Source organism: Mucilaginibacter sp., assembly GCF_028288225.1.
Classification (GTDB): Bacteria; Bacteroidota; Bacteroidia; order Sphingobacteriales; family Sphingobacteriaceae; genus Mucilaginibacter.
The window spans coordinates 65,384-90,036 of sequence record NZ_JAQBOC010000028.1 but is presented as its reverse complement, the minus strand read 5'-3'; the positions used below and the strand labels follow the sequence as shown (position 1 = coordinate 90,036).

The following is a 24,653-nucleotide window of genomic DNA, read 5'->3' as shown; positions in this document are numbered from 1 at the left end:
GCCGTGCGAGCAGGTTGAACAGTGATTCATCTTGCTGTTGCAACAAGGCGTATTGGCGTAGGTAATGGAAACAGCAGATAACAGCATCACCATACTGATGAAAAGAAACTTTTTCATGATTTTGAATTTAAAGATTAATAATTAATGGTTTTGTCAATCTTGGATTGACGTGTTCAAGCTTTAATTATTAAGCTTTCGGCGGGTTCCAGCCATTGCCGTGATAGTCGGATAATTGGCCTATTGGAAAAGGGTGAACGGCCTGGCTACTTAAAATGGAAATGATGGGAGGAATAGAAACAGATGATACAATAACAAATCCGCACGTTCCGCAAGACAGCATCGCGTTACAATTGCCTTTGGCGCAATCATCAGCAGCACTATGTTTTTGTTGTTTACAGCAATCCTTATGCGTTTTTGCTACGCAGCATGATGCCTTTCCATGATGGATGTTCGCTATACCTGTAAATGAAGATAAAAGCAAAATATTCAGGATGAGAAAAACAGCTATAGATTTCATGTGCTTATTATAGTGCTAAGATACCGGCAATATCTGGCGCAATTTTATATAATTCCGTTAAAAATTTACATTCTATTGCAGATGTAAACGATTAGATCTTATCAATCGCCTTTCTGCCTGCTTTTTCGGAAGCTTTGAACTGGCTGGGTGTTAAGCCGGTAACGCTTTTGAATTGTGTAGATAAATGCGCACTGCTGCTGTAACCCATCTGATAGGCAATTTCATTGAGGTTCAACTCACCGTATTCCATCAGCTCTTTTATTTTTTCCACTTTTTGTTCGATAATGAACCGTTCAATAGTTGTATCCTGTGCGTTGGAAAATAAGCGGCTTAAATGGGCATAGTCCTTGCCAACACGCTTCGCTATCAAATCTGAAAAGGATATATTAAGTTCGGACAAATCGGAATGATGCACTAATTCAATGACTGCATTTTTAATTGCTTCAACGGTCTTATCCGTTTCCTTGTTGATCAATTCAAAACCCGGAACTTTCAGAGCCGCAGATACCAATTGCAATTGTTCCTCATCGGGTTCAGGCGCTATTTCCGCACTACCCAACGCGACCTGTTTAACGGTAAAGCCCAGGTTTTCCAACTGCTGCCGGACGATCATCTGGCAGCGGTCGCAGACCATGTTTTTAATATGTAATAGCATGAATATCCTCTTTCTCAAAATTAGCATTATTTCATGCTTTTCCTTCCCCAATAAAAGTAAATCAGGGATAGTGGTATAAAGATAAGGTTCAGCCAGGTTTGATAGTTCCAGCTAAAATCTTCGCTTGCCATTTGCATACGGCCGGTATGTGCTTTGGGTATCCAGTGCAAGGCTGCAAAAGAGTAATCCAAAAACAACGAAGTAAAGGAAATGCTAACTACCAAAATGATCAATAAATACCACATCGTTTTATTGCCGTAATATTTACGGAATACCATCAGCATAGGAATTGTAACCAGGTCAGACAGTATAAATGCGATCACGCCGCCGAAAGATATACCGCCTTGCCATAACACAGCTGCCAAAACGATATTTCCTACCGAGCAAACAAAGGCAATTATGGCAATGAATATTCCTACAATGGCGTTCCAGCTCAATATAACAATGTGCGGTAGGGTGCTGTTGCCGCTTAAAAATAAACCTTTCCAAAATCCGCCTGGAACTACAACCATTAAAATAGCCGATACGGCGAGTCCGATCAAAATATCTTTGCCCACCATTGTTACATCCATATAATAATGCCCGCTGGCTTCCTTTAGTTTAGTAAATAAACTGGTTTTCGCTGGAAGCACTTCTTTGATATCCATCTTCATCTCATGATGGCAGCAAGAGCTTTCCATCTTGTGATGCGAATGAGAGTCATTTGATTTTTCTCCTTCTGATGCCGCAATGTGTTCTTTGGCTTCATCCTTTACTTTCGCTGGGAAAAACCAGCTTATGATTATTGCCGAAATGATAATAAAAAACAAACCGCCGATCACCTCTCCGCCAAAGAACGCCCAGCCTAAAAGCGAGACGATCACGATAAATATTTCAAAAACCAGGTTGGTGCTTGCTACCATAAAGGCAACAGCATTTGACCACGTAGAACCCTTTATCATTAATGCTCTTGCCATCGAAGCTGCTGCATAAGAACATGAAGAAGATATGGCTCCAAAAAGCGTAGAAAGACTAATCGCAGTTATCGAATCTTTACCCAATCTTGCAGATATGCTTTCCGTAGACACGAAAGCGCGGATTAGCGATGACAGGATAAAACCCAGCGCCAACCCCCAGTATATGTCCCATATCATATGGGCCAGTTGTGATAAGATATTTGTTATTACGGCCATGGTGAATCAATTAATGTAATACAAATTTACCCTGGGCCTGATTTTTAAGTTTACAGTTTAGCGTAATTAATTTATAGGATTTTGATGTACAGTCTGATTTACGACGCTTTACTACAACCTTTGTAGAAAGTGGAGAACGCGACATTTTCCACTTTATCGAAAAATTGCGAATAAGTATTCTCCACGTTGTAATTTTGTCAAAAAACACTAAAATAATAATTGATTTTAAGGGACTTTACTTGATTTAGTGGCAGAGTTTTTTTATTTCTAAACGAGTTTAAATAATTGAAAGTCAATCACAAATAGATGGTCTTTATAATGATCTTCGAATTATTTTGATTAATGGGCCAAAATTAAATTTGCCATCATTTTTAATTTTAGATTAGGCTGCCTCACATTGTCGTTTTTGAGAATCGTTTATTCTCTACTAAATACCGACCTGACGTTATAAAATTTGACGAAGTGCTTTATAAGGCTTTGATCAATAAGCCAATGATGGCTGCCATACCGATGATATAAGGCTCCTGTATTTTCTTTACATACAGCAAGGCCAAAACAGTAACTATCGCAATTAACGCGGTAGGAAGATCAATAATCGAACGTAACCCAATAATAATCACAGAACCCACTAACGCTCCAATAACGGAAGAAGTGATTCCCTCCACGAATGCCTTGATACTTGCATTTTTTGCGATCTTCTTAAAGGATGGCGCCAACGCTACCGTAAACAAATAACAAGGCAGGAATGTAGCCAGGGCAGCCACGCAGGCACCGGGAAACCCTGCTACCAAATAACCGATAAAACCTACTGTAATGACTACCGGCCCCGGAGTAATCATGGCCACGGCCACCGCGTCTACAAACTGGTGTTCATTCAGCCAGCCAAATTCTTTAACCACACCTCCGTGAAGGAAAGGAACGATAGCCAGGCCGCTACCAAATACAAAGGCTCCTGCCTTCAGAAAGAACCAGCCGATCTCCTGCAAAGTTTTTCCATTATAATTCCAGAAACCGATACTTAATAAAATACCCGCGGGCGCAATAGCAGGTCTTTTAAGCCATTTTGGAGGAGCTTTGATGAGCATATAAAGTATACCACAAGCGAGGAACAATAGTATTTCTTCCCTTTCGGTAATGACGGTTATTACAATTCCAGTAATATAGAACAGCCACAATAACCATTTGGATTTGATAGCAGCCGGTTCAAACTTGCTGATGGTTTTTGCTGTCAGCTTATAGGCACTCATGGCAATAATACCGATAACTGCAGCACCCACGCCATAAAACACCGCCTGCATCCAGGCTAAGCCGCCGTACAACTGGTAAGCCATACCTAACAGAACAACCATAATAAAAGACGGCAACACAAAAGCCAACCCTGTGAGCGTCGCGCCAATCAAGCCATAATGAACAAAGCCGATGTAAATACCTAATTGCGCAGCTAATGGCCCTGGTGCCAGTTGCGCTAATGCCAGGCCCTCTTTATATTCTTCTTCGGTTAACCAGCCTTTATTTTCTACCAGGTCGCGGTGCATATAACCCACCAAAGCCACCGGACCGCCGAAGCCCCAGGTGCCCAGCTTGAGATAGTATTTGGTCAGATCAAGCAGGGAATAGGCTGGTTTTGGTTTGATCAGTTGTTCTGCCATGTATGTTTTTCCTCCTGAACATATTTTGCCCAACTGTATAAAGCGTCGTAAACTTTCATTCCGAAGGCTAACTGTTCCTGGTCGTTTTTAAAGTTATAAGAAAGTCCTGCCGAAATGGCCCAAAGCCCGGCTGCCTGCGGTGCCAGGTCAAAACGGGCTGTATCAGCACCCCTTACGATCTCCGCAATCTGTAATAGGGCCGGATCGGTCAAACCATGCTTTTTGATAATATAGTCAAACGTGCATCGCTCACCCTCATGAGTATATTCAGCTCCGGGAATATCATAAGGTATTGCATTTAATGCTTGCGCCTGTTCAAAAACTACTTCTTTAGGCACGAAAATAAATTCTGCATCTACGTCAACAAAATTTTTGATTAGCCAGGGGCAGGCAATGCGGTCAATCTTTGGCCGTTCCCTTGTTATCCATTTCATAGTGTCCTTAAATTTTGTACCATCTATACAATAATACCTGTATTTCAATCCCGGAAATAGAACAGATTTTACTGTTAGAACCAATTTTACTTTTTAGTATGGATTTGACGGGATTATTAAAAAGTAACCCTCCAGACAAATTTGAGCACACCATTGCTGATCGTTGGTTTCAAATAATCTGCTCTTGTTAACTGGTCATAGCCATTGTTCCAAACCAAATAAAAATCCGATCCGATCTTGGGTATCCAGTGCAGGTTAAAGTTTGAAAGAAACTGGTCTTCTTGGGAGTCGTATTGCGTAAGCAAAGCAATATCAATTTTATTGGTGAAGGCATAACGAATGGTGGATACCCATTGCCGGATTTGATCATCAACTCCATTGTGTTGAATGGGGTTCAAATTATACTGCTCCTTAAAACTCAGGTGTTTGTTAACATTAACGCCCAACACTAAAGTCAACGTTTGAATGTCACCATTATAGAGTGTTCCCCAATTATACAGTACCTGTCCGTAAATCCTTCTGCCGGTGAAAGTATTGAACTGGAACTCGTAATTATGCATGTGGTATTTACCAATTTGAATTTCAATTTTATTAGTTAGGGTAAAGGGCACGTCGATCCGGTCGTAGGATTGGTAAGTATTGAACTGAAATTCATCCCCGGTTTTAAAAAGCAGGCCAAAGGGGCGCGTTTCATTATTAAAAGATTCAAGCTCACCTGTGCTTTGCGTGTGGAACAATGCAAAATTCCAGGGCATAAATTCTATTTTCCTGATCCCGTATTGATTAAACCACCTGGGCTCAACAACCAGGTGCCAGTTCAGGGCATTGTAATTATCCCGGGTCAAAAAGCCTAATTGCGGGTTAAAGTTCTGCGGTAATGAAGATATAGCGATGAAGTGATCGATCAGGTCATTCGGATAATCCACAAATATGCGGTAAGCAAGGGAGTTAGCTTTAAACTTGCCATTATCAATGTTTTCCGCGAAGGTAGCTGCAACTTCCAGGTTTTTATTTTTTAGGAAATGCGAGGTTAAATAATGACCGTCGACGCCCGCGATCAGGTTATTACTCCTGCTGCTTATTTTTGATGTTACAATACCTCCGATATAGGACTGCTCGCCAATATTGTATTTGTACCGCAGCACGGTATTATTTACAGTGGGAATGGTATCGGTAGCGGCCGTTTGCAGGGAGAGAAAACCGATGTTACTTTGACCCGCCTGTCCAAATAGCCGAAGCCCTCCAAGAATGTCTACCGGTGCAAAGTTTTCCAGGCCTATTTTCCGTGAGTAAAAAGCACTGTTATTATTGCCAAGGTTAAATTCAAAATTACCTGCTCCCTCCAGGAAAAAGTCCCTTTTTTCAGGATAATACAAATTGAAACGGGTCAGATTGACTTGTATAATATCCGCGCCTACCTGTGCAAAATCGGTATTGACCGTTAAGTTAAGTTTGAGGGATGGTGTAATATTATAATTCAGGTCAGCGCCGATCTTTTTTACCAGGGTGTATGGTGTAGTGTCTTTTTTGAAATCCCAGCCTGCAAGTACATAGGGCTTAAACTCAAATCGTTGCGAGTAAGTAATATTTTGTAAACCGGACAGGGTTCCGGCAAGCGAAAAATTTTCCAGGCTGTTATTCCGCGACCAGTTTTGCCACCTGTCCTGCTCATTGTTCGCGCTGATATCACGTTCAAAATTGACGGCCCATATTTGTTTAGGCGCGTTTTTGAACTTCAGCGTATTGTAAGGAATTTCAACTTCTGCAAACCACCCATCACTATTTACGATAGTAGCGGCATCCCAAACACCGTTCCAGTCAGAATTGGTATCATCATTTGCCGCTATTAACAGATCAGCTCTCGCTCCGTTCGGATTGATCACAAACTCATAGCCTGTTCTGCCGTCGTTAAAGGGGCTGATCACAATTTTAAAGTTATCCTCGCCCGTAAAATCGAAATCCCGCTGCAGGGATTTTGCAATAATTTTGTGATGTACCTGGTAGCACCATATACCGATGTATAAGGCTGTGGAAGTATAGACGACCGCCACCTGTGTTTTCTCAGTTCCAGGTTTACCAAAATCAGGATCTCTTTGTATAAAATTGGAAATTGGAATTGCCTGTGTCCATACAGGCTCATCCAATTTCCCGTCAAGTTTGATCTTTTCACCCGAATAGGTCGCTTTTATAGTATTGGACGAATTTATCTGTCCAAATAAACAAATTGGCCAAATAAGCCCTGCTATTATCGGGTATAGAATTTTCACTACATTTTCATCCCACCTCCTGAACTCTTTTTACCCAATTCATCCAATGCGGCCCTGAATCCCTTGGCGAGGTCCAGTGCCGGACCTTTGCCTAAATAGTGCAGGAAGATGATATGCGGGTCATCATTCAGCATATGGCTGTGCACTGCAACCACTTCAATGTTATGCTGACGCAGCGTTTTAATCACATTATTAACTTCACCGGGCAACATGGCAATATCACCGGCTATCTGGGCATTATCCTGCTTCCCTGCAAAAGAGGCCCAGGTATTCAACCCGATATTGGTGGTCATTTCAACCCCCATCATCATTACCTTAAGGTCGCTGCGCCCGATGGTATATTTATAGGTCGGGCCATTTACACTGCCGGTATATTTAACGATGGCATCAAGGGCCGGAATATCAAAATTTTCTTTACCCGTAATTGCTGAGGGCGTACCCGGAGTTGGTTGATTTGCCGGAAAGACTTTACTGTCACGGATCGTATCGGCATATCTTTTAGCAAGCTCGGCAATCGTACCCATGCCATGGACATGCACATAAAAAATCCGGGGTTCTTCATAAAAAAAGTGGTTATGGATAGCGCCAATCTCCAGGCCATTTGCCTGTGCCGCTGATATTAAGGGGTTAACTTCTTCCTGCAGCAATACCGTATCACCCATTACCATGGCTGATTTTCCGTCAACAGATTTTTTAAAAGAAACCCAGCCACCAAAGCCAAATGGGATTGGGATGGGTTCTCCCTTAAGTTTAACTTTCAGGTCATTGCGGGGCAAAGGCGTAGTATGCGTAGCTTCTGCTTCTTTGTAACTGCCTTTTTTACCTATAGCCGTTTCTATGGCTGTAATCTCTTCAGATGTGAGCGCCGGAGTTTTGCCGGCAAATAAAGATGTTGCCTGTAGTTTCTGTACCGGCAACAATAAGGTGGTTCCTAATACCGCAGTTGCCTGTAAAGCCTGCCTGCGGGTGAATTTTTCTGTTTTCATATTTAAAGATTGATGTATGTTATAATGGCAAACAAATTTATGAGTTAATTGACAGATATTAAGATAGTTCCAAATTAAACAGGTGTTTTGTTCTAATAAGGTATCTTCATGGTTTTACTTGTACCAGTGTGCCTTCTTTTAATTCTTCATTGGCCTGGGCCACTACCTGGTCCCCGGCTTTTAAGTCTCCTGCAATCTCCGTCTTATCTTTATTGGTAAAACCGGTCTTCACATCCACCCATTTTGTTTTGCCGTTCTCCACCCTGATCACAAATTTGCGTTCCTGTGTGGTGACGACGGCTTTGAAAGGAACCATGAAGCCGTCTTTGGGACGAATAACGGGCAATATAATCTGGGCAAACATGCCCGGCTTGAGTTGTCCACTGGTATTCGGGAATGTAAACTCCCAAATTTCACTTCGGGTTTGAGGATCAATGGCGTCCGATTTTCTCGCCAGTTTCGCCTTAAATACTTGTCCCGGATTGGCGGAAACCGTGAAGGACGCCTCGTTATCCTTTAATTTAGCGGAGTTAAAAGCTTCCGGCACCGCTACATCTACTCTTAAGGATGAGTTATCCTCTATGCTGAATAGCATGGTTTTCCCGGTATTATCTACAAAATCGCCTTTAAATACATTTCTCGCAGTAACCACACCATTAAACGGTGAACGGATTATCAAATAGTCTTCAATAGCTTTAGTAGCCTGTGTTGCTGAACGGGAAGCCTGGTAAACCGCACTGTCCGTTTTCATCTGGTTCCGGGCAATATCCAACTCGTTATCAGATACTGCTCCCGGTGTTTGGGCTGCCTTTAACAACCTTAAATAAGTGGTCCTGCCTGTTTCGTATTTTGCTTTTGCGCCCATACTGTTGCTTTGGCTTTGCGCCTGTGTTGCATTTAATTCGGGAGCATCAAGAATGCACAATATTTGTCCTTTTTTTACCTTTGAACCAATATCAACTTTTACTTCCCTGACATATCCGGGTGTGCGTGCATAAATATTGGCGCGGTCAAAGGGAATGATTTCCCCCGTTAAGCTGAGTTTATTGGAAACCGGTTCCAGTTTAAGTGTGAGCAGTTTGACCACAGGTTTTTCCGGCACGCCTTGGGGGGCAGCCTTTTCTTCCTGGTTCCCGCCGCAGGCTGACAGCAGGAAAACAGGAACTAAGAATATATACTTTATAGCTTTCATGATTGATTTTCGGTTAGATTATGGTACTTGCTTTGCGGATCATCCGGGTCTAAAGAAATAACCGGTACCGGGCGGTTTCCGATAGCCGATTGATAGATTAATGGTAATAAAACTAAACTGGAAAACATTGAAAAAAGGAGCCCGCCAATTACAGCTGTACCCAACGGAGAGGTTTGGTCCCCGCCTTCACCCAGACCTAAAGCCATTGGGATCATACCTGCGATCATTGCGAAACTGGTCATGATGATGGGCCTGATCCGGTCTTTGATACCAATTAAATAAGGCTCTTTGATTTTTCTCCTTCGGTATTTTTCTGCCTGTGTCACAAACAGGATCGCATTTGCAACCGCCACGCCAATCGCCATGATACAGCCCATATAAGATTGTATGTTCAGCGTTTTTCCGCAAATCCAAAGCAGCAGGAAACTGCCCGCTACAATTCCGGGAATAATGGATATGACGACCAAAGACAGCCTGAATGACTGAAAGTTCACCGCCAGCATCAGGAAGATCACGACAATGGCCAGTAAGATACCCTGCTGTAATTCCTGGAAGGTTTGACCAAACACTTCGGCCTGACCTTGCTGCTGTATCTTCAGGCCTTCCGGCAACTTGCCCGTCCCGGCAATGATCTTGTCAATATCATTGATGGCTGCACCCAGCGCTTTACCCTCTAAATTTGCTGTAATGGTGATAAACCGTTTCTGGTTTAAACGGTCATATTCGCCCTCCACGTTACCCATTTTCCAGGTCGCCACGTCGCGCATGTAAACCTGTTTACCACCATTGGAACCCAGGAGTATATTATCCACCTGACCGGGATCATTCATGACAAACTCCGGTACCTGCACCTGTACCTGGTAGGCAGTTCCCGCGGATTTATCCACCCAGTAATTCGGCTGCGTAAAGCGGCTGGACGAAGTAGCGGCAGCCAAAGATTTACCGGCCTCCTCAACGGTTAATCCCAGCTGACCAAGCTTAACCCGGTCGAACTCGATCTTCATTGCAGGATAACCCTGCGGTGCGCCATAAGTCACATCGCGGAGATAAGGCAGGGCTTTGAGGCGTTCAACGATTTTTTTGCCAAACATCCTGTCCTGCTGCAGGTTTTTACCTAATACCTGTATCTGTATGGGTGTGCCTGTACCCTGGCTCATCACCTGGTCCACCAAGTCTGCCGGTTCAAAAGAAAGGTGCACACCCGGCATTTCTTTAAGGGCAGCTTTGCGGATCGCTTCTTTAAAATCATCCAGGTGTACCCCGGCACCCTTGATAAATTTCACCTTCATGACTGATTCCTCGGGCCCGCTCGTCCACAAATGGATCGCACTAACCGGGTAACTGGATGGCAGCAAGCCTACGTAGGCGGATGATATAGCGATTTTATTACCACCGGAAAGGCTGTCGACCAGGTGCAATAACTGTTTGGTTTTTGCTTCCGTGCGCTCGATCCGGCTGCCTTCAGGCAGCCGTAACCTGACCTGGAACTGCCCGGCATCGACTTTTGGAAATAGTTCTTTACCTATGGTAAAAAACAAGAGCCCCGCTAAAACAATAGATAAAACAAGATAAACAGGAATGAAAACATTCCTGATCGGTGAAAGACGGTGGATCAGCCGCTCATGCCGTTCTTTAAAGCGGGTCATCCGCCTGCCTTCTTTGGCGTTTGCTGCCAGGTGGTCCTTAAAAAGCCAGTTCGCGATTACCGGCACAAAAGACTGTGATAACAAAAAGGAAGCGATCATGGCAAAACCAACCGATAAGGAAAGTGGCAAAAACATCGCTTTTGGAATTCCCGACATAAAGAAAGCCGGGAAAAACACGGCCAGGATACAAAGCAGGATCAATAGTTTCGGCAAGGCAATTTCCTTACAGGCCTCCAGTATCGCCCGGCCTTTCTGCTCTCCTTTTTCCTGGTGGTGGTGGATATTTTCTATCGTTACGGTGGCCTCGTCTACCAGGATACCAATTGCCAGCGCAAGACCGCCCAGTGTCATGATGTTGATCGTTTGCCCGAACAATTTCAGACAGATGACTGCAGAAAGTAAGGCTAATGGGATGGTCAGAACAACGATAAGGGAGCCACGCCAGTCGCGCAGGAATAATAATACCATCAGCCCGGTCAGCAAAGCGCCTAAAACACCTTCAGTCGTTAAGCTTTTCAGTGAATTGAGCACATAACCAGACTGGTCAAATTCATAGCTCACTTTAATATCAGCGGGAATAGCAGCCTGCATATCTGGCAAGGCGGCTTTTACCCTTTGTACCACATCCCAGGTAGAAGCATCGGCCCTTTTAGTTACCGGAATATAGACAGATCGCTTGCCATTGATCAAAGCATAACCAGAGGTCACATCACCGCCATTGTCAATTTGCGCCAGGTCGTGTACATAAATTGCAGGCCCGCTGCCGGTTTTTAACTGGATATTCCCCAGATCCTGGATATTATCTACTACCGTATTTTGGGGTGCGATCAGCATCTGGTCGCCCACCCGTAAATTACCCGCTGGTATGATCGTATTTCCTTTAGCAATGGCAGTTACCAGTTCGTCGGGACTAATTCCGTAACTCCGCATTTTGTTAGGATCAGCTTTGATCAGGACGGACCGCTGGTTGCCGCCAAATGGTGGTGGTGCAGAAACACCCGGAAGCGTAGAGAACATAGGCCTTACCTTAAATAACGCCAAATCAGACACTTCAGCTAAAGATCGTGTCGGGCTGCTGAAAACCAGCTGGCCAACAGCAATACTTCCGCCATCAAAACGGGTAACGAAAGGCGAAACCGTTCCAGGCGGCATAAAAGCCCTTGCCCGGTTCACCATGGCGACCACTTCGGCGGTCGCCTGCCCCATGTCAGTGCCCTCATAAAAATTGATTTTAAGAAGTGTAACACCCTGGATGGTTTTACTTTCTACCGACTTGACACCGGAAACAAACAGGAAGTGATATTCATAATAGGAAGTGACAAAACCTTCGATCTGTTCAGCAGATAATCCGCCATAAGTTTGCGCCACATAAATGGTGGGTGTACCTAACTTTGGAAATATATCTATCGGCATTGTTTTGATGGAAACAACAGCAAAAAAGACGATAGCGATCACAGCAACAACAATGGTGACCGGCTTTCTTAAAGAGGCGTATATAAATTGAATAATGTTCATTTGCCGTATTGATTTAAAAACAGGTCCAGATTTCCGTAATAAGCGGCTTTATTTAACAAAGATTTCCAGGCGTTGTAATAAGCGATCCTGACATCAGCTTCGGACCGGAACACCAGTTGCTGAGATTGAATCACATCATAATAATTGATCAGGCCTGACTTATACCGCGACTCGATGGCATTATAGGAATACAAAGCTGACTTAAACTGCTGCGGTGCGAGTTTTGCCGACTGCAAAGCCTTTTGAAAAGTTGATTCCGCGATTTCTTTTTGAGCATTCAAATGTAACTCGGTCAGCGATAACTGTTCCCGGCTTGCCGCGGTTACGAGTTCCTGCTGTTTCCATAAAGGCTTTTGACGGAACACTTCAAGGATCGGAAAAGATACCTGGGCTCCAACGCCGTAGTTATACCGCTCAAAGTGCCAGCCATCACTGGAGTTAACGGAACCATCTGCGCCAATACCTGAACCCCTGCCGTAACCGGTGCTCCAAAACGTTAACCGGGGCATAATGCTTTTCTTTAAGGATTTTAAGGCTAATTCATTAGCGGCCACATTCGCCTTTCCTAACTGCACCTCGGGATGATCCTTCAGGGAGGTATCCGCTAAAGTCAGTGCGGGAAGATTCTTGAAAAGCGAGGAATCTACCGCCAAACCTGCCGGAAGCTTGCCGCCAACGAGTTCTTTGAGTACAATAAGCGTGGAGTCTCTTTGCCTTTCAAAAGCGATCATCTGTATCTTCGCCCTGGTATATTCTGAGCTAAAGGATGAAGAATCCGTTCCGGGCCTTAATCCGCTGGTGACTAAGCTTTGTGCCTGTTTAAGGTTAAACGCCGACCGGTCGATATCCGACTGGTAAACCTTGATCAGATCATTAATCAACGTATAGTTTAACCAGGCGTTGGCCACATAGACTTGTTGTTGAAACAGGGTTAGTTCTTCATCTGCCTTGCCATATTGCAATCTTCCTTTAGCTAATTCGACCTCTGAATTTCGCTGGCCGAAAGTAATAGGTTCCCATAGCAGATTGAGTGCCGCGGCACTGCCGGGCACCCCGCTATAGTCATTGCTCTTGCTGGGCGGCCCGCTGATCGGTGTAATGTACTGCGGGTAGATCATACCGGTGATATTATTCGCAGTGGCATAGTCAACCTGGTAGGATGCATTGAGCGAAGGGATCAGCCCATTCTGTTTATACTTTACCGCATATTGCAATGCCTGCGTATTTAGCCTTTTGGCTTTGATCAGCGGGTAATTTGACTCAGCAGTTTTTAAAAGTGAATCAAGATAGATTTTTCCTTGCTGTGCAAGAACACGATCAGGGAAAAATAAACAAATGAATAAACCACCAATCAGGCTGATCTTTCTGAAGGCACCAAAAATAGTGTATTTCATAGCTGGATATCCAGTGCTTTTTATGTAAGCACAATGCTATAAAAGTTTAAAAGCGTAAAATAGAACGGATTTTACTAATAGAATAGATTTTACTTTTTCAGCAGGTTTTTGCGGTATTCCGAGGCCGTTATTCCGGTCTGTTTTTTAAAGATCCGGTTAAAATGACTTTGATCCGAAAAACCGGTCAGGTACGCGATTTCTGTTAATGGATAAGCAGTTGTTTCCAGCAGGCTGGTGGCCTTTTCGATACGAAGCTTACGGATATAGTCGCCAAAAGACAGGTTCTCGAAGTATTTGGAAAATTCACGCGAAAGATAGGAAGGATTGATCTCCAGATCCTGCGATACCTGTTGCAAACTCAGATGCATATTGGTGTCAATCTGGTCCTGGATCATTTCCTTGAGCTCTTTGGTCCATTCAGGCGTCCTTTTGGCGCTGCTCTGTTTTAGATATTTATTGTAAACCTCCAGCAACATTTGTTCGACCGGGGCCTCTTTGGTATGTTTCTGTTTGTATAAATATTTGGCCCAGGTATATAATCCGTCGTAAATCCACATACCCAATTCCAGCAATTCATGGTCATCCGGGATATTTTTAGACAGTCCCATAAAAATGGCAGATAAACCAGCTGCCTGTGGCGCAAAATCATGGCGATCTGTATCGGCACCGCGAACAATTGCGGCTATCCTATCCAATGCCACATCTTTAAGGTGGTGTTTCCTGATAAAATAATCGAACGTACATTGGTCGTCATAATGCGTGTATTCAACGCCTGGCAGATCAAATGGAACAGCATTTAATTCGGCGGCTTTATTGATCACCAGGTCAACCGGTACATAGATAATTTCGGCATCCGGGTCAATAAAGCGTTTGATCAGCCAGGGGCAGGCAATGCGGTCTATCTTGGGGTGTTCACGGGTAATCCATTTCATAAGCATTTCAAAGTTAAAAATCTAATGCGGTATTTATTAGCAGGTAACCGGACTATGTTAGGGCTGAAATCTGTAACAATTTTGGATGGAGCCATAAAATGGCGGCTTAACCGAGGAGTTCATTAACAAATTCAAATTCATTTTTCAGTCTGCACTAGTTTAACAAGCGGGAAATTCATTTTTTTTAGTTACCATGGAAGGGCGGCCAAAAGATAACTGTTGAAGACAGAGGATGAATCCCCCCGGCAATAAAATACACACGAGCTAATTCTGTTAAATTTTTTAAAACTACTGTTTACCATAACTTATTATATCTTTGGATTCAAAATTTACAAAGGTATTTTCATGGCAAAGGCATCTGAAATTAAAGTAGGAAATATATTACGTTATAACGGCGAACTGGTAACCGTTACAGAAGTTCTACATCGTACACCAGGCAAAGGAGGGGCATTCTATTTAGATAAATTTCGCAATATTAAAACCGGAAAAATTGTAGAGGCCCGTTTAGCTACTGACGAACAGGTTGAAATTTGCCGGGTAGAAACTAACGATTTCCAATATCTGTACGAAGAAGGTGATTTCATGGTAATCATGGATAACACCACTTTTGATCAGTTCAATATTCCAAAATCACTATTCGGCCCGTCTGTAAAATTCCTAAAGGAAGGAATGAACGTTATAGTTTCATTTGAAAGTGAAGAACCTATTATGGCGCAGGCACCTAACAGCGTAGAATTAGAAATTACTTATGCCGAGCCGGCTGTTAAAGGCGACACTTCTTCCGGAGCTTTGAAATATGCAACAACAGAGAATGGGGTAGAAATAAAAGTACCACTTTTTGTAAACCAGGGCGATAAGGTAAAAGTAGACACACGCACCGGAGAATATCTTGAGCGCGTGAAATCATAAATATTAATTGATTTCCGGGAACTAACATAAATATTTGTTCCATCAGTAGCTTGGCCGGCATAATGCCCGCTGGGTATCAGCCCCCATTTTTTGGTTCCTGTGCCACATCAACGGCATATCATAGCGTTGCCACGGGTAGTATAAACCGTTTGATTGGTGATTATCGGACTGCTCACATTTACGTTGCCAGGCGTGGACATAACAAAATCCATTTGACGGAATGCGTTTTGCAATCTATCGCATACGGATGTTCTGTTACTCCGGACGCGTTCCCGGTGCAATAGATCGTGCCGGAATGATATAACAAGGAATAGAGAGGCTCTGCCGAGTCAAATCAGAAAGCATAGTTTAAACAAGCGTTTGATACTCCATTTAAACCTGTAAGAACATCTCAGCATTTAATGACATTCAGGGGGAATTATTTTAACTAATTGTTAAATAGCTATTTATAGCTATTGTTGTATTGAATGGGTCCCTGTACCTTTAGTAATTCAAACTAACCGAACTTATCATGAGCAAATCATTAGTTCGAAAATTATTCCTGCACCTGTTCACCTGCTCTGATTCAAGACTTAAAGTTAAAAGACCTTACGCATATTAAACAACAAAGTTCATATTGCCCAAATATTAATATAAATAAACTTGATTATGGCCGGACGTCAATCCGCTTGCGATCAAACAATGATAACGGCACTCTGTTTGTGTATTTATTATGGCATTGAAAGAGAACCAAAAGTAACTTCAAGTAAAATAAGTTCAGGTAACGCATCTATAATAAATAAGAATGATATGGAAAACGAAAAAAGACACAGGGTCGGAACAAGAGAAGAGTGGCTGGAAGCACGGCTGAAGCTGCTTGAGGAGGAGAAAGAATTAACCAGGCGTAGTGACGAGGTGGCGCGCCACCGGACGGAAATGCCCTGGGTTAAGGTAGACAAAGCGTATCAATTTGAAACCGAAAAGGGAAGTGTCCCGCTGGCAGATCTCTTTGAAGGTCGCTTACAACTCCTGATATATCACTTTATGTTCGGGCCTGATTACAAAGCGGGATGTCCGGCCTGCTCGGCAATCGCCGACGGCTTCAATGGAATAGCTGTTCATTTGGCGAATCATGATGTGATGCTTGCCGCAGTATCGCGCGCACCGCTTGCTAAACTGCAGGAATATAAGCAGCGAATGGGCTGGACGTTTCCCTGGGCGTCTTCGTTCGGTAGCGATTTCAACTTCGACTTCAATGTTTGGTTCACTGAGGAGCAGCAGCGCAGCGGCGGTATCGAATACAATTACAGGCATGAGACCGGAACAGGTGAGCCGCTTGCGGGACAAGTAGTGCAGGAGTGGAAAACTGAAAATGACCAGGGCCCTGTGGCACAGGTTGCAAGCATGGCCGGAACCGACCTCGCAACGTTTACCCGTGAGCGACCCGGCTTGAGTGCTTTTGTACTTGAAGACGGTGAGGTTTATCATACCTATTCTACCTATTCGCGTGGATTGGATGGCCTTTGGAGCGCGTACCAATGGCTTGACCGCGCGCCCCTGGGACGCAATGAGACAGGTTTTTGGTGGCGCCGGCATAATGAGTATTAAGATGGGCAAATTTTTAGTCGCCTTAATAAACCGAAACTAAAAAATATGACCTCTGATAGAAATGCCCTTCAAACGTTTTGGGGAATCATTGCATTGCTCTTTATTGCCAGTGCGGTCATAACGATTGTATGGTGCACATCCATGTCGGCGATGGAAGAAATGCCGATGCCCGGTGGCTGGGGTATGTCGATGACATGGATGCCCATGTCTGGACAGTCAGGGTTCGATGCAACAGCATCCTTCCTTGTTATGTGGGATGTCATGATGTTGACTATGATGATCCCGTGCCTGGTGCCGATGCTGTTGCGCTATCGTCAGGCCGTTCAGAGGACAAGTGCACCGCGTCTGGGCTGGCTGACAGCCTTAGTAGGACTTGGTTATTTTCTTGTCTGGACGATCATCGGATTGATCGTTTTTCCAGTGGGTGTTGAACTTAATGCAATCTTAATGCAACATAAGGAGTTGTCCCTGGTTGTACCGGTTGCAACCGGAATATTGGTATTGGCGGTGGGTTCACTCCAGTTCACTAACTGGAAGTTGCAGCAACTTACCTGTTGTCGGGAATTGCCCTTCCGGGGCCAAACAGCACCGGACGACGCCTGCACGGCCTTGAAACATGGGCTGCGGCTCGGAATCCAATGCAGCCGGTGCTCCGCGGGTCTGATGTCTATTCTGCTTGTAATGGGGATGATGAACCTTTTTGGAATGGCTGTTATAACCGTAGCAATTACTTTTGAGCGCCTCGCACCTGCCAGAAAATGGGTTACCGGTACTATCGGAGCCATTGGTATTGGCGCCGGATTTTTTCTGATCGCACAGGCAGCCGGAATCTTTTAACTGAAAGTGTTCGATTAGATAGCATAGATTGTACGGTTATAGTATAGACTGACCCGTCCGATATTTAGATGACAAACCGTTCAAGTTTGCATGTTATCGTTTATCAGACCAAATACAAGTCATAAACTTTTTTATCGGAAGAAACTTATATCAATTGCAAAATCTAGGAGAATCAACTATTCTTTATTTTTATAAACCCCTCTAATTATGCTCAAAATTCCCTCCATGCGTTGCAACGGGCTCCCTTCGTCCCAGCTGAGAATCTTCTAAGACAATAAACCATCTGATCGATTGGCGACCTGCAAGACAGGATCAAGTTTAAAAAGCATTTCTTTGTTAAGATCTATTTTGCTTGCAGCGAACCAGATTATATATTACCTTAGGGCTCCCCTTATCATGCTATTTAAACGGTTACTTTTTTTACTCCTGATACTTACAGGCCTTAAGGCATATGGCCAGCAGGACGTAGAATTTCATTTAAATGCTCATCTCTTCCCGGGTAAAAATATTTTAAAAGTCAAGCGCGATTTCCGGGATCCCTATTTGTGGGTTCTTGCACAAAACAACGAGGTTTACCGTGTAAACAGTACAACACTTGCTGTTGACAATTACACCAGCAAGTTTGCCGCCTACAGCGGATTGAAGTTTATCGATATTGCTGGCCGCAGCCAGGATACGGTGTTCATAGCTACCAATTCTACTACTGTTATCGAATACAAAAAAGGGGTTACTACCGTAATAGGTACGGCGGACGGCATCTCTACGGCAGTTAATTCAGTTGGCATTGCCAAAATTCAGGCTTATTCAAATGATACTTTTTCACTTGTTATCGGGTCGGATAAAGGCATCTATTACTATAACTTTGTTAATGAAAAAATCACTGAAAGTAATTTTGCAAACGCCAGCCAGGTTTATCAGGCAACCTATCGTGATTTGGTTTATAAAGATAGCTCCGCTACTTACCCGGATTGGGACGGGAGGAAATACGTGCCTGTACTTATAAAAGGCGAGTTGGACGTATATCAATATTTCATGTCTGAAAGTGACATTATAGCGCATACCATCAATACCGCTTACCTGGCTTTTGGCTCGATGTATGACTATGACGACCGGGTTGACTACACAGCTCTTTTCTGGGGAACACCTAATGGTATGTTCCAGGTTAATGGCAATGAGAGCTATTTCATAAACCGGCCTTTAGCACATTACCTGGATGGTATTAATGTGAATAAAATAACCACCATGTTTGGCCTTACTGCATTTGGTAACGGCCATTGGAATGGCGATCGTGGGTTGATTAAACAAAATATGTTAATAGGGACTGACAAGGGATTATATTTCAGCAGTTCAATTTATCAGCGCTACAGCGCGCAGGTGGCTGGCACGCGCCAGGTAGATCTTTTTCATTTTGACGCATTAGGAAATACGGTTATCAATGATATATGCGTTAATACCGCATCTGCAACAGAGCCGGTTTGTGATGACGGTGCATGGATAGCGGCACAGAACGGACTTTATCTTTTAAAACCGGATTACGGCAAATATCTCACAGCAACAGCAACCAGTGCCATACAATTTACCGGGCAAGAGGCTACCATTTCGGAAATGCAAATATGCTCGGGCAGCACTGCAACTGCCACCGTCAACACCGCGGTTTACAGCGGCCACACCATACAATGGTATAAAGATGGGGTTGAGTTGCCGGGCGAAAGTGACCATACGCTTACGGTTACAACATCAGGCAATTATAGTGCTATTGTATATGATCCTTGTGAAAATATTCATCTTAACACAAATCACCTTAAAGTAACGGTTATTACAGCGCCAACCGTAACGCTTAATTACCCGGATAAAAGTTTTTACTGTGACGGAAGCACAGCAACATTTAAGGTTGATGCCAATACTAACTATCAATACCGCTGGTACAAGGATGATGTATTAAATGGCAACACCTCAAATATTATAAATGTAACCCAAAGTGGTAAATACAAAGTTGAAGTTAGCGCATGCGCGGGTACCTGGGTGACTTCAAAAGAAATTGAAGCGGAGTTTGTTAAGTTACCCGTGCCTACACTTACCACAGATAAAACCTTGTATTGCATTGGCGACCAAGCCACCCTGGCGGTTAATGTGCCTGCAAATGCATCCTATACCATTAACTGGCTGCGCGATGGTATCGAGTTAAACAACAACACCAACGCCACTACCTTAACTACTGATGTGGCCGGTAATTATTCGGTTAATATCAGCAGCAATAAAATAACCTGTTCAGCAAGTTCCACGTCATTGCCGGTTATATTTAATCCGCTGCCCGCAATTAGCCTGGAAAAAATTGTGAACACCACCCTTTGCAGCGGACAAACGGTTGATCTTCAAGCAACCTTTTCTGGCGGCACGGTTATATGGTCGACAGGAGAGACCAATAGCCGCATCAGCGTGGAGAATCCCGGGGACTATACGGCTACGGTAACGTCGCCCTCGGGTTGCACGGATAGCCGTATGATAAATGTACAGTTTTTTAACAACCCTGTTTTAAGTTTGCAGGATGCAACACTATGTCAGTTTACGCAACAGCAAATCACTTTAAATGCGCCGCCGGGTTTTACTAAATATGTGTGGAACGGACAGGAAGGCGGAAATGCTTTCACAACTGGTTCGCTTGGAAAGGTTGAACTTACGGTGACCGACCAGAACGGCTGTACAGCCTCGCAAACGATAAATATCGCAAGTCATTGTACAGAAATAAAAATGGGTAATACATTTACACCCAATGCCGATGGTATAAATGATACCTGGACTATTGAAGGTCTTGACATTATCGCATCCGTAAAAGTTTACAACCGTTCAGGAACCCTTGTGCTTGACAGTCGTGGTTATACCGAGCCCTGGGATGGGACCTATAAAGGCAGGAAATTACCTGCAGGTACGTATTACTACGTCATCTATGCCAGGGCTGGGGCACAGGCTTTAAGCGGGTGGGTATCTATTATCTATTAGCCACCTGTAAATTGATTTGAAAAAATTAATATCTTTTAGGAGTCATAACTTTTTTTACTCGTTAAAATTTGTTTTATAATCTCCAAAATTCTCTTCAGGTGTTCTATTCTAATCGAATCTCTATATCCCCCCAAGACAGGACTCATTATGATTTAGCTTAATGCATTATTAATGCTATATTGCTGAATAGAAACTTGATTTGTCAGGCTATGTTTGGGAGCTGTATAAAGTATTACTCCCTAAGTGTTACATCACACAGTAAATAATAAAAAGATTCCATGAACCCACCTATGTAATTGAAGAACACTATTGTAAAAAAGTATTTGTAATTTGCTTTAAAATAAAACGGACCTAAACATTCATATAACCTATGCCCTTCACCCATTACAAGCAACCTGACCAAATGGACTGCGGCCCCACCTGCCTGCGCATGGTGGCAAAGCATTACGGTCGTAATTTTACCGTGCAAACACTGCGTAAATTTTGCGAAATAAACCGGGAAGGCGTTTCCTTACTGGGTATCAGCGATGCATCTGAAAAAATAGGGTTCCGCTCATTGGGGGTTAAGCTAAATCCGGAACAGCTAAAGGAGGCTGAACTGCCCTGTATTTTGCATTGGCGGCAAAATCACTTTGTTGTGCTGTATAAAATAAAAAATCATAACTACTACCTTGCTGATCCTGCTGCCGGCCTGGTAACCCTCAGTGAAGCTGATTTTACCCGCAGCTGGCTCAGCGATACGGAAAATGGTGAAGGTATTGCATTGCTTATCTCCCCAACACCGCAGTTTTATGAACAGGACAATGAAAAAGGCACCGAAGTTAGCTGGTCGTTTTTGTTCCGTTACCTTATAGCTTACAGGAAGCTGGTTCTGCAGTTGCTGTTTGGTTTGGGTATTGGGAGCTTACTGCAGCTGATCACACCTTTTTTAACACAATCAGTGGTTGATATAGGTATCAATACCCGTAACCTCAACTTTATTTACATAATCCTCATTGCCCAAACCGCATTGATTATCGGGCGGGTAAGTGTGGAATTTATCCGGTCGTGGATCCTGCTGCACATCAGTACGCGCATAAATATCTCCATCCTCACCGATTTTTTGATCAAGCTGATGAAGTTGCCCATGAGCTTCTTCGATACCAAAATGACGGGCGACATTATGCAGCGCATGAACGATCAAAAAAACATTCAAACATTTTTAACGGGTTCAACGCTAAGTACCGTATTTTCCATGTTTAACCTGCTGGTTTTTTCTGTAGTGCTGGCTTATTACAATACAGGCGTATTTTTTGTATTTGCAGTAAGCAGCGCTTTATACATTGCCTGGATAGTGATTTTTTTAAAGCAGCGCAGGGTATTAAACTATAAAAGCTTTGAAGTTTCGGCAAAAAATCAAAGCAGTATAGTGCAGCTTATCGGCGGCATGCAGGAAATAAAGCTGAACAACTGTGAGCAGCAAAAACGCTGGGAGTGGGAGCACATCCAGGCACGCCTGTTTAAATTTAACGTAAAAAGCCTTGCGCTTAGTCAGTACCAGCAGGGCGGCGCCACTTTTATAAACGAGGGTAAAAATATCCTGATCACCTTTTTAAGTGCACAAGCTGTTATAAACGGTAATTTAACTTTGGGTGCCATGGTTGCGGTGCAGTATATTGTTGGCCAGCTAAGCAGCCCAATTGAGCAGCTGTTAGGCTTTATGCAGGGCTTCCAGGATGCGAAGATCAGTTTGGAAAGGCTGAACGAGATTCACCAGATGGAGGATGAAGAGCCGGTTAGCAAAGAATACAACCATAACCTGCCCGAGGATAAAAGCCTTAGTCTTAATAAACTTACCTTCCGCTATCCCGGTGCAGGCAATGAGCCGGTATTGGAAAATATCGATCTGCAAATTCCGCAGGGAAAAACTACAGCCATTGTTGGCATGAGCGGCAGCGGGAAAACTACCATATTAAAACTGCTGCTCCGATTTTATGAGCCTCAAAAAGGAGAGATAAAAGTTGGCGATCAATCTATTCACAATATTGGCTTTAAAACCTGGCGGGGCCAGTGCGGGGTGGTAATGCAGGATGGTTTTATTTTTTCAGACTCGATAGAAAGAAATATTGCTGTTGGTGATGATTATCCGGATAAGGAAAAATTGCGACACGCCATTAAAGTGGCCAACATACAGGATTTTATTGATGGCCTGCCATTAGGGCTAAATACCAAAATAGGGGCCGAAGGAAACGGAATTAGCCAGGGACAGCGCCAGCGTATGCTGATAGCCCGCGCGGTTTATAAGAACCCGCAATACATATTTTTTGATGAAGCTACCAATGCCCTTGATGCCAATAACGAAAGGGTAATAATGGATAACCTGGCAGAATTTTTTAAAGGACGAACAGTAGTTATTGTGGCACACCGCTTAAGTACGGTAAGCAACGCCGATAATATTATTTTGCTGGACAAAGGCCATATAATTGAACAGGGAACCCATCACCAGCTAACTGCTATTAAAGGTGATTATTATAAGCTTGTAAAAAATCAGCTGGAATTAGGAACGTAGGGGGTAGTTGGCAGTTTTGAGTTTGCAGTTAGCAGATGTCAATTCAATCAACATAAAAATCAGTGAAATCATTTTTAATAATCAGTGTAATCAATAATACTTATGCCAACAATATACACCCATAACAATAACACGGAAACCCGCCATACAGACGACATGCAGGACATTATAACTGCAGTACCGGGTTGGCTATTGCGATGGGGCATCTCCCTGTTTTTTGGGGTATTGGTGCTGATTGTTGCTTTGGCTGCATTGATAAGATACCCGGATATTGTAAACGCACAATTAAAAATCGACTCGCCAAACTCACCAAAGCCGGTGGTGTCTAAAATATCGGGGAAATTGGTTCAGCTGCTGGTAAAGGAAAATGAAATGGTTAGGGCAAATGAGCCATTAGCCTACCTTGAAAGTACAGCCAGCCACACTAAAGTACTGGTGCTGATAACCAACCTAAAGCAATTACAGCAGCAGGTATTGCAAAATAAGCCGCTTAATAATGTGCTTTTTAACCAGGCTGATAACATACAGTTTGGCGAGCTGCAGGCCGCCTACCAGGTGTTTTTCCAGGAATATTTGTTGTACAGGTCGACAGTTGATAATGGGTTTATAGTAAAAAAGAAAGTTTACCTGCAAAGGGACCTTACCGACCTGACCAAACAGCAAGAGCAGCTGAAAGCTGAAAAAGCTATTGAGCAAAATGACTTTTCGCTTGCCGATGATGAATATGAAATGCATAAAAAACTTGCCCAGCAAAAGGTAGAAACAAGAGCTGAGCTAAGGCAGGAGGAGAGCAAATACCTGGCAAAAAAAACAGCCTTATTACAAACAGAATCGGCATTAATAACTGGCGATAATAACTATGCAACCAAGCAAAAGGAAATACTGGAGCTGGATAACCAGGTGCAGGAAGAGCGGTCGAAATTTTTACAGGCCCTTAACAGCCTGATAAGCACTGCTGAAGACTGGAAAAGTAAATACATATTAAGCGCATCGCAGGCGGGCAAGCTTTCATATGCCGGCATTATACAGGAAAACCAGGTGCTGGCCCCAAACCAGGAAGTATTTTATATCGATCCGGGTAATGCGGCGTTTTTTGGGGAGATGACCATCTCGCAAAATAACATGGGCAAGGTAAAAGAAGGTCAGCAGGTATTGGTAAAGCTCAGAAGCTATCCTTTTGAAGAATATGGAATGATCCGTGGAAAGATAAGATACATAGCCGATGTGCCTTATAAAGACAGCGTTTTTATTTCGAAGGTAGATTTTAAGATCAGGAACTCATCCGATCTTAAAAAGCCTATCCATCTAAAACAGGGCATGATGGCAGATGCCGAAATAATTACACAGGACGCAACCATTTTGCAGCGCATTGGCCGCAGTTTTTTTAAAATTATAGGTAACAAATAAATAACTGAA

Annotated in this window: 17 protein-coding genes; 6 read left to right on the top strand and 11 right to left on the bottom strand. The window is 43.4% G+C overall.

What is annotated here, in order from left to right; genetic code table 11:
* Positions 1–187: 187 nt before the first annotated feature.
* The 11 genes from JWQ54_RS08415 to JWQ54_RS08365 form a co-directional block, all read right to left on the bottom strand.
* Positions 188–517 (bottom strand): hypothetical protein, encoded by a 330-nt coding sequence (locus JWQ54_RS08415; RefSeq protein ID WP_299582995.1) that lies wholly within the window; start codon positions 515–517, stop codon positions 188–190.
* Between the two features lie 91 nt (positions 518–608).
* Positions 609–1,172 carry an AraC family transcriptional regulator gene (locus JWQ54_RS08410; RefSeq protein WP_299582992.1) on the bottom strand — a complete coding sequence of 188 codons (564 nt, stop codon included), beginning with the start codon at positions 1,170–1,172 and terminating at the stop codon, positions 609–611.
* 26 nt (positions 1,173–1,198) lie between these two features.
* Positions 1,199–2,344 carry a permease gene (locus JWQ54_RS08405; RefSeq protein ID WP_299582989.1) on the bottom strand — a complete coding sequence of 382 codons (1,146 nt, stop codon included), beginning with the start codon at positions 2,342–2,344 and terminating at the stop codon, positions 1,199–1,201.
* 467 nt (positions 2,345–2,811) lie between these two features.
* Positions 2,812–3,993: a chromate transporter gene (locus JWQ54_RS08400; protein WP_299582986.1), complete on the bottom strand. Its 1,182-nt coding sequence runs from the start codon at positions 3,991–3,993 to the stop codon at positions 2,812–2,814.
* The gene (locus JWQ54_RS08395; protein ID WP_299582983.1) at positions 3,978–4,427 is read right to left on the bottom strand and encodes a chromate resistance protein ChrB domain-containing protein; all 450 of its coding nucleotides are present in this window, start codon (positions 4,425–4,427) and stop codon (positions 3,978–3,980) included. Before JWQ54_RS08395 ends, JWQ54_RS08400 begins: the two co-directional genes overlap by 16 nt.
* A gap of 116 nt (positions 4,428–4,543) precedes the next feature.
* Positions 4,544–6,694: a DUF5916 domain-containing protein gene (locus tag JWQ54_RS08390; protein WP_299582980.1), complete on the bottom strand. Its 2,151-nt coding sequence runs from the start codon at positions 6,692–6,694 to the stop codon at positions 4,544–4,546.
* Positions 6,694–7,680, bottom strand: a complete 987-nt coding sequence (locus tag JWQ54_RS08385; protein ID WP_299582977.1) for a DUF1259 domain-containing protein — start codon at positions 7,678–7,680, stop codon at positions 6,694–6,696. Before JWQ54_RS08385 ends, JWQ54_RS08390 begins: the two co-directional genes overlap by 1 nt.
* Before the next feature lie 106 nt (positions 7,681–7,786).
* Positions 7,787–8,872, bottom strand: coding sequence for an efflux RND transporter periplasmic adaptor subunit (locus tag JWQ54_RS08380; protein ID WP_299582974.1), 1,086 nt, complete (start codon positions 8,870–8,872; stop codon positions 7,787–7,789).
* Positions 8,869–12,033 carry an efflux RND transporter permease subunit gene (locus JWQ54_RS08375; RefSeq protein WP_299582971.1) on the bottom strand — a complete coding sequence of 1,055 codons (3,165 nt, stop codon included), beginning with the start codon at positions 12,031–12,033 and terminating at the stop codon, positions 8,869–8,871. The genes JWQ54_RS08380 and JWQ54_RS08375 overlap by 4 nt, the downstream gene beginning before the upstream one ends.
* Positions 12,030–13,427: a TolC family protein gene (locus JWQ54_RS08370; protein WP_299582968.1), complete on the bottom strand. Its 1,398-nt coding sequence runs from the start codon at positions 13,425–13,427 to the stop codon at positions 12,030–12,032. The genes JWQ54_RS08375 and JWQ54_RS08370 overlap by 4 nt, the downstream gene beginning before the upstream one ends.
* Before the next feature lie 89 nt (positions 13,428–13,516).
* Entirely contained in the window at positions 13,517–14,359 is an 843-nt protein-coding gene (locus JWQ54_RS08365) for a chromate resistance protein ChrB domain-containing protein (RefSeq protein ID WP_299582965.1), read from the bottom strand.
* Between the two features lie 345 nt (positions 14,360–14,704).
* Here JWQ54_RS08365 and efp point away from each other — a divergent pair, with 345 nt between their 5' ends.
* From efp to JWQ54_RS08335, 6 genes are all read left to right on the top strand, one after another.
* Complete coding sequence (efp, locus tag JWQ54_RS08360; protein WP_299582962.1) at positions 14,705–15,268, top strand: elongation factor P; 564 nt, start codon at positions 14,705–14,707, stop codon at positions 15,266–15,268.
* 681 nt (positions 15,269–15,949) lie between these two features.
* Positions 15,950–16,855, top strand: a complete 906-nt coding sequence (locus tag JWQ54_RS08355) for a thioredoxin family protein (protein WP_299582959.1) — start codon at positions 15,950–15,952, stop codon at positions 16,853–16,855.
* 45 nt (positions 16,856–16,900) lie between these two features.
* Positions 16,901–17,692 (top strand): DUF2182 domain-containing protein, encoded by a 792-nt coding sequence (locus tag JWQ54_RS08350; protein WP_299582956.1) that lies wholly within the window; start codon positions 16,901–16,903, stop codon positions 17,690–17,692.
* A gap of 396 nt (positions 17,693–18,088) precedes the next feature.
* The gene (locus JWQ54_RS08345; RefSeq protein WP_299582953.1) at positions 18,089–20,689 is read left to right on the top strand and encodes a gliding motility-associated C-terminal domain-containing protein; all 2,601 of its coding nucleotides are present in this window, start codon (positions 18,089–18,091) and stop codon (positions 20,687–20,689) included.
* 370 nt (positions 20,690–21,059) lie between these two features.
* Entirely contained in the window at positions 21,060–23,237 is a 2,178-nt protein-coding gene (locus JWQ54_RS08340) for a peptidase domain-containing ABC transporter (protein WP_299582950.1), read from the top strand.
* Positions 23,238–23,339: 102 nt separating this feature from the next.
* Positions 23,340–24,644, top strand: a complete 1,305-nt coding sequence (locus JWQ54_RS08335; protein ID WP_299582947.1) for an HlyD family efflux transporter periplasmic adaptor subunit — start codon at positions 23,340–23,342, stop codon at positions 24,642–24,644.
* Positions 24,645–24,653: the final 9 nt, after the last annotated feature.